Source organism: Eubacterium sp. 1001713B170207_170306_E7, assembly GCF_015547515.1.
Taxonomy (GTDB): Bacteria; Bacillota; Clostridia; order Eubacteriales; family Eubacteriaceae; genus Eubacterium.
The window spans coordinates 96,742-112,081 of sequence record NZ_JADMVE010000005.1 but is presented as its reverse complement, the minus strand read 5'-3'; the positions used below and the strand labels follow the sequence as shown (position 1 = coordinate 112,081).

The 15,340-nt window shown below is 50.6% G+C and carries 11 protein-coding genes; 9 read left to right on the top strand and 2 right to left on the bottom strand.

Annotated elements, in window-relative coordinates; translation table 11 throughout:
- Positions 1 to 18 precede the first annotated feature (18 nt).
- Genes I2B62_RS13290 through I2B62_RS13270 form a run of 5 tightly spaced genes read left to right on the top strand, consistent with a single transcriptional unit; the run spans position 19 to position 4,668 of the window.
- Positions 19 to 1,662 (top strand): BCCT family transporter, encoded by a 1,644-nt coding sequence (locus I2B62_RS13290; RefSeq protein ID WP_195269560.1) that lies wholly within the window; start codon positions 19 to 21, stop codon positions 1,660 to 1,662.
- Between the two features lie 8 nt (positions 1,663 to 1,670).
- Positions 1,671 to 2,243: a 2-oxoacid:acceptor oxidoreductase family protein gene (locus I2B62_RS13285; RefSeq protein ID WP_195269559.1), complete on the top strand. Its 573-nt coding sequence runs from the start codon at positions 1,671 to 1,673 to the stop codon at positions 2,241 to 2,243.
- Positions 2,244 to 2,546, top strand: coding sequence for a 4Fe-4S binding protein (locus I2B62_RS13280; RefSeq protein WP_195269558.1), 303 nt, complete (start codon positions 2,244 to 2,246; stop codon positions 2,544 to 2,546). It begins immediately after the preceding gene.
- Complete coding sequence (gene porA / locus I2B62_RS13275) at positions 2,543 to 3,724, top strand: pyruvate ferredoxin oxidoreductase (protein WP_195269557.1); 1,182 nt, start codon at positions 2,543 to 2,545, stop codon at positions 3,722 to 3,724. The genes I2B62_RS13280 and porA overlap by 4 nt, the downstream gene beginning before the upstream one ends.
- Before the next feature lie 11 nt (positions 3,725 to 3,735).
- Positions 3,736 to 4,668 (top strand): thiamine pyrophosphate-dependent enzyme, encoded by a 933-nt coding sequence (locus I2B62_RS13270; RefSeq protein ID WP_195269556.1) that lies wholly within the window; start codon positions 3,736 to 3,738, stop codon positions 4,666 to 4,668.
- Between the two features lie 101 nt (positions 4,669 to 4,769).
- Here the strand turns inward: I2B62_RS13270 and I2B62_RS13265 are convergent, their stop codons facing one another.
- Positions 4,770 to 5,852: an RNA polymerase sigma factor gene (locus I2B62_RS13265; protein ID WP_195269555.1), complete on the bottom strand. Its 1,083-nt coding sequence runs from the start codon at positions 5,850 to 5,852 to the stop codon at positions 4,770 to 4,772.
- Between the two features lie 371 nt (positions 5,853 to 6,223).
- Here I2B62_RS13265 and I2B62_RS13260 point away from each other — a divergent pair, with 371 nt between their 5' ends.
- Both I2B62_RS13260 and I2B62_RS13255 read left to right on the top strand, forming a co-directional pair.
- Complete coding sequence (locus I2B62_RS13260) at positions 6,224 to 13,222, top strand: InlB B-repeat-containing protein (RefSeq protein WP_195269554.1); 6,999 nt, start codon at positions 6,224 to 6,226, stop codon at positions 13,220 to 13,222.
- 164 nt (positions 13,223 to 13,386) lie between these two features.
- A complete protein-coding gene (locus I2B62_RS13255; protein ID WP_195269553.1) occupies positions 13,387 to 14,352 on the top strand; it encodes an NADPH:quinone reductase in 966 nt (321 codons plus the stop codon).
- Positions 14,353 to 14,359: 7 nt separating this feature from the next.
- Here the strand turns inward: I2B62_RS13255 and I2B62_RS13250 are convergent, their stop codons facing one another.
- Complete coding sequence (locus I2B62_RS13250) at positions 14,360 to 14,710, bottom strand: helix-turn-helix transcriptional regulator (protein WP_195269552.1); 351 nt, start codon at positions 14,708 to 14,710, stop codon at positions 14,360 to 14,362.
- Between the two features lie 165 nt (positions 14,711 to 14,875).
- Here I2B62_RS13250 and I2B62_RS13245 point away from each other — a divergent pair, with 165 nt between their 5' ends.
- Both I2B62_RS13245 and I2B62_RS13240 read left to right on the top strand, forming a co-directional pair.
- Positions 14,876 to 15,118 (top strand): DUF739 family protein, encoded by a 243-nt coding sequence (locus tag I2B62_RS13245; RefSeq protein WP_195269551.1) that lies wholly within the window; start codon positions 14,876 to 14,878, stop codon positions 15,116 to 15,118.
- Complete coding sequence (locus I2B62_RS13240) at positions 15,105 to 15,329, top strand: hypothetical protein (protein WP_195269550.1); 225 nt, start codon at positions 15,105 to 15,107, stop codon at positions 15,327 to 15,329. The genes I2B62_RS13245 and I2B62_RS13240 overlap by 14 nt, the downstream gene beginning before the upstream one ends.
- The last annotated feature ends 11 nt before the right edge of the window (positions 15,330 to 15,340 follow it).

The following is a 15,340-nucleotide window of genomic DNA, read 5'->3' as shown; positions in this document are numbered from 1 at the left end:
GAGCAGAAGGGGGAAGTTATGAATTCTAAAGCGCGTAAGTATGATTATATTGTTATCGGGATATCAGCCGTTATCTTCACGATCATTTTTGTGCTGAGCCAGATTGACCAGGAGGGCTTTGTCGCCGCGCTCAACAGCGTTGTCAATTTTCTGTGCGGCAATCTCGGGTGGTTTTTAAACCTCGCGACACTGTTGTGCATTGTTTTTGCACTCTATTTTATGTTTTCAAAATACGGAAAAATCCGGCTGGGCGGCAAGGACGCCAAGCCAGAGTTTAAGACCTTTACCTGGTGGGCCATGTCTCTGTGCGCCGGTATGGGCATGGGCATTGTGTTCTTCCCGCCCGCCGAGGTCATTGAGTATACCTTCAGGCCGGCCGTGGGTATTGGCCTCGAGGCAGGCAGCTACGGTGCCCTGAGCTGGGCCATGGAAAATACCATGATGCACTGGTCGCTGACCCTATACGGCGTCTACGTTATCGCGGGGCTTATCGCCGGTTATGTTTATCACAACATGAAGCAGCCCTTCAGTGTATCGGCTACCCTGTATCCGCTGTTTGGGGATAAGGTATACCGCTACCGCAGCTGGATTGACGGGGTGGTAACCTTTGCCATTGTCGGCGGTGTGGCCGGTTCCTTTGGCTATGGGATTCTGCAGGTTGCCAACGGCCTCAGCCAGGTGTTTGGCATTGGCGCAAATTATCTTTCCTATATTATTATCGGCATTGTCATCACCTTAATATACACGCTGTCAAGCGTCTCAGGCCTTAAGAAAGGCATTCAGTGGCTCGGCGACAACAACGCCAAGCTCTTTATCCTGATGCTTGTCTATGTGGTCATCTTTGGGCCGACAATTTTCTCCCTCTCGCTGGGCACAGAAACCACCGGCAGCATGATCACGCACTTCTTCTCAAACATGACCTTTAACGAGCCCATGGTGGGCGCAGACAAATGGTCGGTCTGGTGGAACTGGCTGTGGTACATTGATTTCTTTATCTTTGCGCCGACCACAGGCTTTTTCCTGGCGCGTCTGGGCAGGGGCAGAACCTTTAAGGAATTTATCGGCGTCAACATGATCGCACCCGGCCTGTTCGGCATGGTGTGGTGCTGGCTCTTCGGCGGACTGGCCGCCCACGAACAGTTCTTTGGCGGGCTGGACTTAAACGCCATTATGTTAAAAGACGGCACCGAAGCCGTTATGCTCACCCTGTTTGACAGCATGCCGCTTTCAAATGTCATGAAAGTTTTGATGATGATCATCATCGTGATTTCCTTTGTAACCCTGGCCAACGCAGTCACCTCAACGGTTTCTAAGATGAGCCTCAAGGGCCAGGATGACGAAGCGGAGGACAAGGACGCGCCAAAGGGCATTCAGATTTTCTGGGGCGTGCTCATGGGCGGTATCGCACTGCTGTTCCTGCTCTTAGGCGGTCTGGACGGCGCGAAAGCCGTCAAGCTGCTGGTCGGCTTTCCCATCGTATTTTTACAGGTGGTGGTAATCTTTGGCTTTGTCAAGATGTTCTGGTCCAAGCAGTATCTGGAAGTGGAAGAGATTGAAGGCAGAGACGTCGCCGAAGCGGCAGCCCTCAAGCGTGAAAAACGGGCTGAGGAAAAAAGACAGAAGAAAGAAATGAAAAAGAATAAAGCGAACAAAGGAGAATAGAAATTAAAATGAAGGATACTTTAGAGATAAGATGGCATGGCCGCGGCGGCCAGGGCGCAAAAACCGCGGCCCTGCTGCTGGCCGATGTTGCCTTTTCAACAGGAATGTACGTACAGGGCTTTCCAGAGTACGGCCCAGAGAGAATGGGCGCGCCGATCACCGCCTATAACCGGCTGAGTGAAAACCGGATTCGCGTCCACTCCAATATCTATGAACCCGACTACGTGGTCGTTGTCGACGAGACCCTGCTGGAATCGGTTGACGTCACAAAAGGGCTGAGCCCGGAGGGTGCGGTCATCATCAATACCAGCAGAGACAAAGCCGAGCTGGCGCCGCACCTCAAAGGTTATACCGGCAGCGTTTATACCATTGACGCCCGCAGGGTATCCATCCAGGCCCTCGGTAAATATTTTCCAAACACCCCCATGCTCGCCTCCATTGTAAAGGTGAGCGGGGTCATGGAAAAGGAAGCGTTTCTTAATGAAATGCGGCATTCCTTTGAACATAAATTCGCGTCGAAGCCAGAGGTTATCGAGGGGAACATGAAAGCCCTGTCCCTGGCGCTTGAGGAGGTAAAATAAATGGCATCCGATATTTCTAAATTAAACGAGAGCGTTAAATGGCAGGACCTCACAACTGGCTGCACGGTTGCCGGAAGCAAGACCTCAGAGGCCTTTAACACCGGCGAGTGGCGGGTGGATTCGCCAGAATACCTCCGGGATAAATGCAGGCAGTGCCTGCTCTGCGTGCCGGTCTGCCCGGACAGCGCCATCCCGGTAAAGGATGAAAAGCGGCAGGGTTTTGATATGGAGCACTGCAAGGGCTGCGGGATCTGCGCGAAGGTCTGCCCCTTTGAGGCGATTATCATGAAGGAGGGAGAATGAAAATGAGAGAACGCTTATCAGGAAACGAGGCCATTGCCATCGCGATGCGCCAGATCAACCCAGATGTTATGCCGGCCTTCCCCATCACGCCGTCCACCGAGGTGCCCCAGTATTTTTCAAGCTTTGTCGCAGACGGAAAAGTCGACACGGTTTTTGTGCCGGTAGAGAGTGAACACAGCGCCATGAGCGCAGCCATCGGCTCAGAAGCCGCCGGCGCCAGAACGCTGACCGCCACCTCATCGTGCGGTATGGCTCTCATGTGGGAGATGCTTTACGTGGCCGCCTCCAACCGGCTGCCCATTGCCATGGCGCTGGTCAACCGCGCCCTGTCCGGCCCGATCAACATAAACTGTGACCATTCCGACGCCATGGGCGCAAGGGACTCTGGCTGGATTCAAATTTTTGCCGAAAACAATCAGGAGGCCTATGATAATTTTATCCAGGCCTACCGCATCGCAGAGCACCCGGATGTGCGCCTGCCCATCATGATCTGCCAGGATGGTTTTATCACAAGCCATGCGGTTGAAAACATCGACCTGCTTGAGGACAATGCTGCGAAGGATTTTGTCGGAGAGTACACCCCCGACGAGTACCTCTTAAAGGCCGGCGATCCGCTGGCGGTCGGCCCGTACGCGGTGAGTTCATACTATATGGAAGCCAAGAGAGCCCAGCTTGAAGGGCTTAAAAACGCCAAGAAGGTGATCCAGTCCGTGGCGGATGATTTTGAAAGCATCTCAGGCAGAAGCTATGGCCTGTTTGAGACCTACCAGCTGGAGGATGCGGAATATGTGATGATCATTATGGGGTCGGCAGCCGGCACCGCCAAGGATACCATCGACGCGCTCCGCGCTGCCGGTGTTAAGGCGGGCATGCTGAAAATACGGGTTTTCCGCCCCTTCCCCTCAGAAGAAATCGCCGAAGCGATCCGGCACGCAAGGGTTATCGCCTGTATGGACCGAACCGAGAGCTACAACGGTTACGCAGGCCCCATCGCGGAGGACGTGAAAAACGCGCTTTACAATATCGGCGTGAACATCCCGATGATCAATTACGTTTACGGGCTTGGCGGCCGGGATGTTACTACAGAAAGCCTGGCATCTGTTTTTGACGACATCATAGAAGTCGGCAAAACCGGTAAAACCGGTGAAAACTACCGTTATTTATCGGTTAGAGAATAGGAGGATTGAGAATGCCGTACAATTTTAAGCAAACAATGAATAAAGAGGAGCGCCTTGCGCCCGGCCACAGAATGTGCGCGGGCTGCGGCGGAACCATTGCAGTCAGAAATGTTCTGCGCGGACTGCACGAGGACGACGAGGCAGTCATAACCTGCGCCACCGGCTGTCTGGAGGTATCCTCCTTTATGTATCCCTTCACAGCCTGGAAGGATTCTTTTATCCACAATGCCTTCGAGAATGCAGCGGCTACCTGCAGCGGCGTTGAGTCCGCCTACCGGGCGCTCCATCAAAAGGGAAAGGTCAAAGAGAACTATAAGTTCATTACCTTTGGCGGCGACGGCGGCACCTACGATATCGGCTTCCAGTCCCTCTCCGGGGCCATGGAGCGAAACCACGATATGGTGTACGTCTGCTATGACAATGAAGCCTACATGAACACCGGGATTCAGCGCTCCTCCGCCACCCCCATGTACGCGGATACCACCACGAGCCCCATCGGCAGAGAATCCGCCGGAAAGGAGCAGAACCGCAAGGATTTGACAGAGGTCATCGCAGCCCATGATATCCCCTACGCTGCCCAGACCACCTTTATCAAAAACTTTAAAGACCTCCACACCAAAGCAGAGAAAGCCATCTACACCCAGGGCGCGGCTTTCCTGAACGTGCTCGCACCCTGTCCCAGAGGCTGGCGGTACAATACGCCGGACATTATGGAAATCTGCAGGCTGGCGGTGGAAACCTGCTACTGGCCGCTTTATGAAGTCGTTGAGGGCAAATGGATACTCAATTATGAGCCGAAGAAAAAGCTGCCCATCGAAGATTTCCTGAAGGTCCAGGGCCGCTTCAAGCATTTGTTTAAAAAAGAAAACGAAGGACTCATTGAGAAAATGCAGGAAGAAGTTGACCGTAAGTGGGCGGCGCTTCAGAAAAGATGTAACGCGTAGGCGTTTTGACTCGATCCATTTTGCACAATTGCCCTCTTTTTAATTCATATAAACAAAAGATCCCAGAACAAAATGTTCTGGGATCTTTTGTTTATATGAAATCAGGGGCTTTCCTGCTCCACTGCTACAGGTGCGGTTCCTGCGTTGCCGTGGATATCGGCGAGGTGGAGTGTATAGGTATCCCCGGAAATGGGAAAGACCATAGTGCCGCTGGAAAGGTCAACCGACAGAGGCGCCAGTCTTTCGCCAGACGGTGTGGTCACGTAAACCGCCTCATAATCAATCTCCGAAGAATCAATTAGCATTATGGTAAAGGTGTCTGCCGTGTTGCTTATGGAAACCACAGACGGCGGGCTCTGGTCAGCAGGGGTGGTAGAAATCTGGGCGGCGGATGGCTCAGGGGTTTTAGGCCTGTTGAGGACGATGGCCGGAGCCAGCAGGAGACCGAGAGCCGCGCAGAAAGACAGGACGGCCACGGTGGCTTTCCTGCTTCTGGTCATGGATTTTTGCGGTGAAATTTTGGATTTATCCCCTGTAGCTTTCAAAATATTACTGAGGAGCTGCTCCTGCTGGGATTTGGTCAGCAGAAAAGCAGGAGCCGCCAGGATGCCGTGAAGCTCGCGAGCGGTCAGGTAATTTGCCATTTTTTTCCGGGCGTCCCGGATCCGCCGTTTTACCGTACTCTCTGACAAAGCCATTTCCTCAGAGATTTTCCGTATATTTTTATTCTCATAGTAGTGCATGACAAAAGCGTAGCACTCCTCCTCACTCAAGCTCCTCAATCCCTTGGCCAGGCACTCGGACCGTTCAAGCTTCAGGGCGTTTTTTTCAGGAATGTGTGAGGCAGTGCCTTCCTCAAAGGCTGACAGCGCTTCATCGCCCACACAGCCCTCCGTCTGGTAGAAGCGCTGCCGTTTATACATCAGGCACTGGTTAAAGGTCATGCGGCTCACATAAGCCAAGAATTTTTCAGGTTCCTTAATCCGTCTAATGTTTTGATACAGTTTAATATAGACCTCCTGAACGATATCCTCTGCCAAAAAAGGGTCGTTCATGATCAGGCAGGCATAGTGGTACTGCTGCTGGGAGGACAGACGGAACAGGTCACTGAAGGCCTCCCTGTCTCCTTGCTGTGCGGCAGTCACCAGTTTGTAAAGCGATTGATTATTGATTGTTTGCGCCATTTTTTTACCTCTCCCTTATGTCATAACTTTAGAAGTTTTTGAGCTCAAAGTCAAGCTGAAAAATATCGTCTTAGAGAATAAAATAAGAGCAAAGATATTGCACTAAAAAAAATACAGAATATTTAAAAAAATTGTGACCCGGTTTTTAAAAAGCCGTCATCATCTAAAGTAGAAGGGTCTGCTCTAAATAAAGGAAATAAATTAAAAGCTAGAAAAGGTGAAAAGAATGTTTATAATAAAGTATGGATAAAAAAATATGATTGATGAAATAAGATAAGCGCTGTGAGGAATATGAGAGAATAAAAGGAAAGGAGAACAGGGCGCTTTTGCGATACAGAAGCGCTGTGACAGAGATGAGAGGGAAACGTTTTTTGACACTGTGTTTGTGCCTGGTGCTGATGGCAGGCGTGATGCCATGGGCAGGGGGCACAGTGCAGGCGGCGGAGGAAGATTGGGATACCTACACCGCCAGAATTTGGGATAATACTGTAGCAGAGTTTGAATCCTATGGTTTAAAAGGCTGGACGGTTACGGACGACACTGTTCCGAAATGGAGCGGGGAAAAATCCAACCTATCGGCCGGAGATGAAAATGGAAGGCCGGAGAATAACCCGATGGTTATGCCAGAAATAGTAGATAGTGTATATGAAATATACTATCCCGAACAGCTTCGGTATGCAATGGAAGCCGTTTCAGCAAAGGGTGGAACAATCAACATCAAAAATGATATGGATTTAGGCGGAACAGACACCGATGGGACTAACTCCATAGAAGCAAAAAAGTGGACGGCCATAATACTAAGTTATGGTACAGTCATAAATGGAGAAGGGCATACCATCTATAATTTAAATGCTATAAATGCCGCGGGATATAATGATTATGCTGGATTTATCGGAGCCAGTGGAAGGATAACCAAGATTTCTGGCCTGCATTTTGTTTCAGCTAAAATAAATGGTGGAAACAGCTCAGCTTTATTTGGCCGTTTTTCTACTAATGCCTCTTATTATGGAAGTATTAGTAATTGCAGTTTGGAACACGCATTGATGGAAGTCGGAGGTACATCTGGCGGTTTAGTAGCAGGAACAGCACAATCTAGTGGGTTTGTAAATATTGATAAAGCCTACACAAAAAATGTTTATATTAAGGGAACAGGATGTATCGGAAATCTTTCAGGACCCTCTTCAGGAACGATCACCAATAGTTACGCTGTCGATGGGATTGTTATTGGCGCAGGCGATGCGGGAGGATTTAAATCTTGCTCTTCTAAATCAACATTGAAAAATTGTTTCTCGAATATAGCAATGTATGGAAAGACTGCGGTTGGAGCTTTTACAGGTGACGATTATGGCAGCAATTCTTTCACAAATTGCTATACTTCTGGAATTGTAGAAGGACAAACTAATGTAGGAGGATTCACGGGCTTAAGTAGTGCAACAAAAGACCTTAAGAGCAATTACCAAAACTGTTACTCTACGGCGATTACTGGTATGGAGCACAGTACTGGTTGTTTGGGTGGGTTCATTGGTGCTGCAAATAGTTATGTAAATTTTAATCCATGCTATGCAGTTGGTGAAGTCGGGAAATTAACAGGTGCCACTACTTACACCGGTGGGTTTTCAGGAAATAATGCGGGCAACGTGGCTAATTGCTATTATGATAAACAAATGTCTGGCATGAGGGAAGTGGCTGGAAAAACGGGTGTTGCAGGGAAAACAACCAAAGAGCTCACCGGCAAAAACGTCACTTATTTTTCAACAAACAAAAATTGGGTCTGCAAAGACAGCCTCTACCCCCAGCTCAAAGTTTTTGCGGATCCCGAAACAGTCAAACAGAACTTTGGCGACGAGCAGGCCGACCTGGTTATGGCCTACTCCGAAGCGTCGGTATCCACCGCCTTTTTAAGGGACAACACTGCGGCAGATGCCACAGATTATGATACGGTCCGCGACATTGCGGACATCTTTGAGCTTACCAACAACAAAAACGCGCCGGACAACAATGCCGTCTACGAGTGGCAGCACGACAGCGTCCGCCACCCGGACAATATCAAGAGCCTGGTCTCCCCCGGGGAAGATATTCTGACCATTAACCGCGACGAAAATAACGACCGGGTCACCAACATGGCGCCGGGCATCGGCTGGGTGCAGGCAAGCGCAACGGTGGGCGGCGTGACCGGTAACCGTGCGCTGCGCTTCTGCCCTACGGTCTCCCTGTCCCTGTCCACAGCCAACCCGGATATGGGTATTGGCTGTGATGTGCGCCTGTACCCCGCCCTCACAGAGGTGGATAGTGAAAGGTCCTATGACCATAAAAAAGGTGTCAATTTTATCAAAGCTACTGCGGCGGATCTGGCCGCCTATAACCCGGACGATCCCGCCACGGCGCTGCCGTCAGTGACGTATCCAGGAGACAACTATAAAAAAGTGCCGGTAAGCATCGGTGGGAAGGTCATTGGAGAAGTCAGCGTCACCATTCAAAAAATGAGCCTGGACGGAAAAACCACCGTCAAGGATATTCTGGACACCGGCGACCCGGACTCAGGGAGAAATGTCCAGGATTATGAGGATTTATTTAATGGCAGCACTCCTTTTACCGACAAAGATTACGGCACCTACACCATCACCTACAACTGGCTCATTGACAAAAAGCCCATGACAGCCAGCAAAAAGCTCTATGTGCTGCCTGGCGTCACCCTGAACTACTGCTATAATGACAGCGACGATACCACCGGCAGTGCTGGAAACCCTGTGGATGATCTTTTTGCCCAGGATACCGTGCGCATTGACGCGAAGGTGGTGGACGCCCTGACCGAAAACCCGACGGTGCCGGGAATGGAATTCCTGCTGCCGGCGGCAGCACCCACCCGCGCGGGTTACACCTTTGCGGGCTGGTCATTAAAGGCGGATTCCACGCCGGAAGATTATACGGCGGGAACCAGCGCCTTTAAAAAAGACTGCCAGATTACAGAGGACATGGGCAGCAGCGTGAATATTTACGCCGTGTGGCAGCCTCGGAAATACGATCTCCAGTTTAATTATCCGGTTGGCAGCTTTGAGGACAAAGCCCCGCAGACCTTAAGGGATGTATCTTATGACAAAAGTGTTAAAACCGACAATAAGGCTTTCCCGCAGGAGTTAAAGGTCAATGACGTGGATACCGGAGCCAACAGGATTTTTCTGGGCTGGTCAACTATTGACCCTGCGAATCCGCCGGTCGATCCTGAATCTGGGAAAGCCGTGGAAGCTGCGGTCAACTTTGACGAGAATACCGTTATCAACAAAACACAGGATGCCTTTAAATACAGCAGCTATTTTGAGAATGAAGGCGACGTCAATACGGTCATACCGGTCTATCCTGTTCTGAACACGGCTTTTGGTACAGCCACCTTTTACCAGAATGATGGCAGCCAGGAGGAGGACGGTTCCGCAAAAATCTATGAGACTCAGCAGAAAAAATACAATGACGTGGTAGTTCGTCCGGCCATCGCCCCGAGCCGTCCCGGTTATATTTTCCGCGGCTGGTCGGATGAGGCCCTTGCCCCCATCGAAAAAAATGAGCGCTTTGAGGAGGTGCTAAAATCTGGTGAGAGCAGTATCTGGCTGGGTGAAAACCAGAGCTACTACGCAGTATGGGAACGCGTCCCCTACACGGTTGAATTTTACAAAAACGACGGCGCCACCGGGGTGCAGCCCTACCGCAGCCTGAGTAATAAAACCTATGGCGACAAGCTGTCCGCCGCCGAACTGGCAGGCCCCAGCCGCACTGGCTATGGCTTTGCGGGCTGGTCGGTGAATAAAGACGCCTCCGTGGCAGATTTCACGGCCGACACCGCCATCGCAGGCAATACCACCCTGTACGCGGTCTGGAAGATCAATGAATACACAGTCACCTTCTATGTGGGTGAGGAAACCACAGCGGCCATTTTTGGCGCGCCGGTGACGGGTGTGAAGTACAACGCCAGTATTGCGCTGCCCCAGAATAGTCCGACTCGTGCAGGCTACAGCTTTGCGGGCTGGAAATATAAAGAAAACGGCCTGGAAAAAGATTTTACCGATCAGGTATCCATTATGAGAGATACCAGAGTTTACGCAGCCTGGACAAAAGCGGTCTATGATCTAGATGTGTTTTTAACCCCGGATTCCAAAAATCCGCAGACGCCTGACAAGACCCTTGCCGGTATCCCCTATGGTGAAACCTTGGGGAACCGTCTGCCCGCTGCGCCTTCTTACTGGACAGATAAAAGCGGACAGAAATACCAGTTTACAGGCTATGTGGACAGCAAAGGAAATTCGGTGACCGGGGAAACCGTGTATCAGAAAGGTGATCTGCCAGAGGACAGAGGAACCCTTACCGCCACCTATACCCAGAAGGTCTACGACATCACCGCTGAAAAATCCGGTTATGGCAGCATTGTTGACGGAACCGGCACCTTTAAGGCCGGTGACAACACCGCAGTCTCCTGGGCCCCGGATAAAGGGTATCAGGTGGGCAGAGTGCTTGTGGATGGCAGAGTAAGAGATGACCTGCGAAACGGCGGCAAGGCCGGCAGTGTGACCTTTGACGCCATTAACCAGAACCACCATGTCAGCATTGTATTTGAAAAAGAAACAGAGGCGCCCGAACCGCAGAAATGGTATACCATTTATACAACCAAAAACGGCGGCGGCGATGACTCTACCCTTACCCAGACCGCCACAGTGGAAGCTGGAAAAAATTACGAGGTAAAATGGCAGGCTGGTGAAGGCTACCGTGTAACCGGCATTACCATGGACGGAATAGAGCAGTCTGTCAGCGACAGCGGCTCTATCAGCTTTGCCCAGGTGAGTGGTGACCATGAGGTGGTGGTGAATTTTAAACCGGTGGCACCGGAGTTGGATACGGGCAAGACGCCAGGCTTCTGGACCATCACCACCCGCCAAACCGGCGGCGATCCGGCCCAGACTACCCTTACGCCGACCATGGTTGTGGTAAAAAACAGCAGTCCAGTCATTCAATGGGGAGTGGCAGAAAACAGTGGCTACCAGATCAAGCGTATTATCCTTGATAAGGACACTGCGGATGAGCGGGTTTTAACACCAGAAGAAATGGCGGAGAACAGCTATACTTTTGAAAAGATCAGCGGAGACCATACCGTAGATGTTATTTTTGCCAACGACAACGGCGAAGTGATCGATCCTGAGAAGAAGCTGTATAAAGTTGAGACGATTTTGACCGGCGGCCCAGGCAGCATCACAGGCTCAGCCGTGGTGCCCGAAGGCGGCAGCTACGAAGTAGAGTGGGCCGGCCCTGAAGACGAGCGCTATATTGTGGAGGACATTAAGGTAAACGGCGAGCCTCAGGAAACCACCAAAACCCAGGAGGTGTTTGAGAATATTCAGGAGGACAGCCGGATCGAGGTTAAGCTCAAACCAAACCTGCGGCACATCGAGACCGATAAGGTGGGCAGCGGCTCTATCTCGCCCAGCAAAACGGTTTTCTATAAGGAAGACTACACCGTCGAGGCCAAACCCCAGGAGGGCTGGTATCTGCGCCGTGTCGAATTTGATGGAGAAGTTAAAGAATTTGACGATCCCACCGCGGCTCAGGCAAAGGCATTCGATTTCTTTAAAGAGCATGTCGTTCAGGCTGATGATCTGATTCAGATAAACGGCGACGAGATTACGGTGCCGCTTCAGAGCATTGTAGAGGACCACCAGATCAGGGTAACCTTTGTGAAAAATGGCGAGGAGGAAATTCCGGTTGATGCGCTTTGCGGTGTGCGAACCAGCATTGTGGGCGGCCCTGGCACCATTGAGGGCGGCGGTACCTTCCTGAAGGGTGAATCGACTTTGATCACCTGGAGGGATATTGAGGAGCCTTTTATGATTGACAGCATTGCCGTAACGGTAGACGGTGTTCTGGACAGGGATTTATCCCAGGCTGCACAAAACGGCCGGCTGGCCCTGCCGAACCTTCAGAATGATTACGAGGTTGTCATCACCCTGAAGCATGGCGATGACAGTGAAAGTGAAGTTCCTCCAGATCAGCCGAAAAATACGCATGATGTGGTTACGCGCATCAGCGGTGCGCCGGGTGCGAGTATTACAGCTTCACAGCTTGGTGTGAATGAGGGCAACGATGTTCTCATCGAATGGCAGTATGACAATAATTTGTATGAGATAAAAGACGTTAAAATTGACGGACAGAGCCATCCTGAGCTTGCCACAGCCAACGGCTATACCTTTGAAGGGCTGTCCGGCAGTCATCTGATCGAAGTGGTTCTTGATGAAAGAGGCACAGAGATGCCAGAGCCGGAACCCGGACAGTTTACTATTGCCACCAGTGTGGCCGGCGGTGTGGGCGGCGTGATTGACCCGTCTGTTATTGTAAATGAGGGGGACAGCCGGAGTATTGCCTGGAAGGCCCAGGAGGGCTACCGGGTAGCTGCGGTGATTGTGGACGGCATTATCCGGGACGACCTGAGAGGTCTTGGAAATGAAGGAAAAGCCAGTTTTGAGGATATTCATGAAAACCATAGTGTCACAGTAATTTTCAAGGAAGAAAACACCACGGTGAAGCCTGAGCATTTCGTGATAGAAACCAGTATAGAGGGATGCGGAACCATTACCCCGACCAAAACACTCGACGCAGGAGCCGACCATGAGGTTCGTTTTACCCCAGATTCAGGATATAGAGCAACACGAGTCGAGGTTGATGGTGTGGTCTGTAACCATTATCTTGAAACAGGCAGTATTTTCTTTAAAAGCCTGTCCGAAAACCATCGAGTCAACGTAATTTTTGAAAAGGAAAGCGGTACTGTGCTGCCGCCAGACGATAATGACAGCAGCGATGAGAGTACGAGTGACATTCCCGATACTGTTCCCGGGAATGATTATGGCAGTGCCGGCGGTATTACTCCAGGGTATCCCGAGGTAAAGAACAGCGGTCACCCTGTAGTGACAGTGGGCAGCGTGGCGCCCTACACGGGAATTGTCAGTGATAACGTCAGAAGAAGCAGCGCTGCAGCCGGCGGTTCGACAAAGGGCTATACCCCGCTGCTCCAGCGCCTGCTTAATAAGATATACGGAGAAGGAAAGGACGGACTGTCCGGTGACGCCACATCTATGGCGTTGATTGACCTTCTTTCAGCGGCTCTGTGCCTGGCTATGACCGTGTGCGCCTTCTTTTTTAAAAAGCATTCGAGATGGATGACGCTGCTCATTTCAGTGGCCGCGGTTTTACTCTTCTTTGGCACACAGCCTCTGGTACTCATGTTTACCCTTGCCGATCGATGGAGCCCGGTATTTCTGTTGATGCTGTGCGCTTCGGCTGTTGCGATGTTGATGATGGGAGAAGAGAAGGAGGAAGAGCGAGGAGAAGAAATAGAATAAGCTGAATGGTGTACGGTTTGAAAACGGATTTTGTCGGCAGACAGAATCCGTTTTTCTTAAGCCGCCTGTCCGGAAGTCTGTTTCTGAGTTTTTGTGGTATATATAAAAAAACAGTTTGTTTTAAAAACGTGAAATTTCAGCGGAAGCTGCTGATGGAGGTAATCATGAAAGCCATTATCGTATCATCCTTTGGTGATGAGGAAGTATTAAAATATCAGGAAACAGCAACACCGGTTCCAGCAGCGCACGAGGTGCGCGTGAAGATGGAAGCCGTGGGTGTGAACCCTGTGGAGACCTATATCCGCTCAGGGCATTATCCGGCTTTGCCGACGCTCCCCTACACCCCCGGAAATGACGGCGCGGGCATTGTGGACGCAGTTGGCGAAGATGTGGAGCGTCTGAAAGAGGGAGACCGGGTATTTGTGGCGGCAGCGCTGGCCCGGCATAATTCCGGGACCTATGCGGAATATGTGGTCTGTGACGCCGGCGCGGTGCGCCCTCTGCCCGAGAGCCTTTCTTTTTCGGAGGGTGCCGCCCTCGGCACACCGGGCCTTGCGGCGACCTATGCGCTGTACTCAAAGGCAAAGCTAAAGCCCGGCGAAACGGTTTTTATCCACGGCGCCAGCGGCGGCGTGGGCTCTCTGGCCGTACAGCTTGCCAGAAGGACCGGGGCTTATGTGCTGGGAACAGCCGGTAATCCTGAAGGGATGGCGCTGGTTAAAAAGCTTGGTGCACACCGGGCCTTTAACCATAACAGCCCGGATTATATAGAGGCGATAAAACAGGAAACCGGCGGGCAGGGACCAAACGTTATTATTGAAATGGTGGCGAATGTCAATCTGATGAAGGATATGGAGCTTCTGGCAAAATATGGGCGGGTGGTCATTGTTGGAAATCATGGAACCATTGAATTTGACCCGCGGGCCGCCATGACAAAGGACGCGGTGGTGATGGGGATGAATATTGGCAATATGCCAGAAAAAGCTTATACCGCCAACCTGTATGCGCTGTCAGCAGCCATGGAAAGCGGCCTGCACACAGTCATCGGAAAGGAATTACCCCTGTGCCGGGCCGCCCAGGCCCATCGTGAGGTCAGTGAAGGAAAAAGCGGAAAGGTGGTCTTAAGATAAGGCGGTATCACCGGTATTTTTGGAGCTCTGTGAGCTCCTCCAGTCTTTTTAAGGCCTCCTGTTTACCGGCGGCGCTGAGCTGCCGGTAAAACTTCAGCAGAACAACCTCCTGCCCGGTAATAAGCGGGGAGTTATTCTGGCTGCGCTCAATGGTGACGTCATAACCCATGAGCCAGGCTTCGTTGACGTTCAGGGCCTTTGCCAGCAAATAAAGATTTTGCTGCTTGGGTTCAAAATTGCCGGAAATGTACTGGTTAATGGAAGATGAGCTGATGCCGGTTTTCCGCGACAGGTCGCTCTGCCGCATGTGGTTTATTTCTAAAGCCAGCTTGATACGCTGGCCAACGGTCTCACGCATAAAGAATTCTCCTGATGATCTTTTTCATTTATTATATGCTATTTTTTTTAAAATTACACTAAATAAAATAAAATTTTATAAAAAGTTAAATTATTATTGTAATTCAAAAAGAAATGTGCTATTATATAATAAAACTTATTAAAGTTTGAAAATCTGAGGAGCGTCATGTGTTTTAATTACGACAGATTATTGGAAAGAGTGATGGAGGTCTTTCGGGATAAAAGTGTTTTCGCTGTTAAAATGCAGATGAGCGAAGCTGTCTTGATCAGTCGGATTGAGAACGAGACTCAGTTCAGAAAGGAGGAGATTGACCGTGCGGTGGTGCTGTTAAACATTGAACACGAAAAAATAGCGGATTATTTCTTTGCGGTTGAAAACGATAAAAGGAGTAAATTTGAAAAAATGTGATTATAAACTTTGTGGAAATTTTGACGAGCGCTTTGGCAATAACTGCCGGGCCCTGGCCAGGATCATCCCGAAAGAAGAATGTTTTGCCCGAATGAGCCGGGAAACGGCCAGACAGGTAGACGAGGAGATACGGGATGCTCTGGAGATGGAAACAGCCAGGACAAACCGGCGTTATTATGAAAAGAAGAATGAACTGAAAAAAAAAGAATGAATCGAAAAATA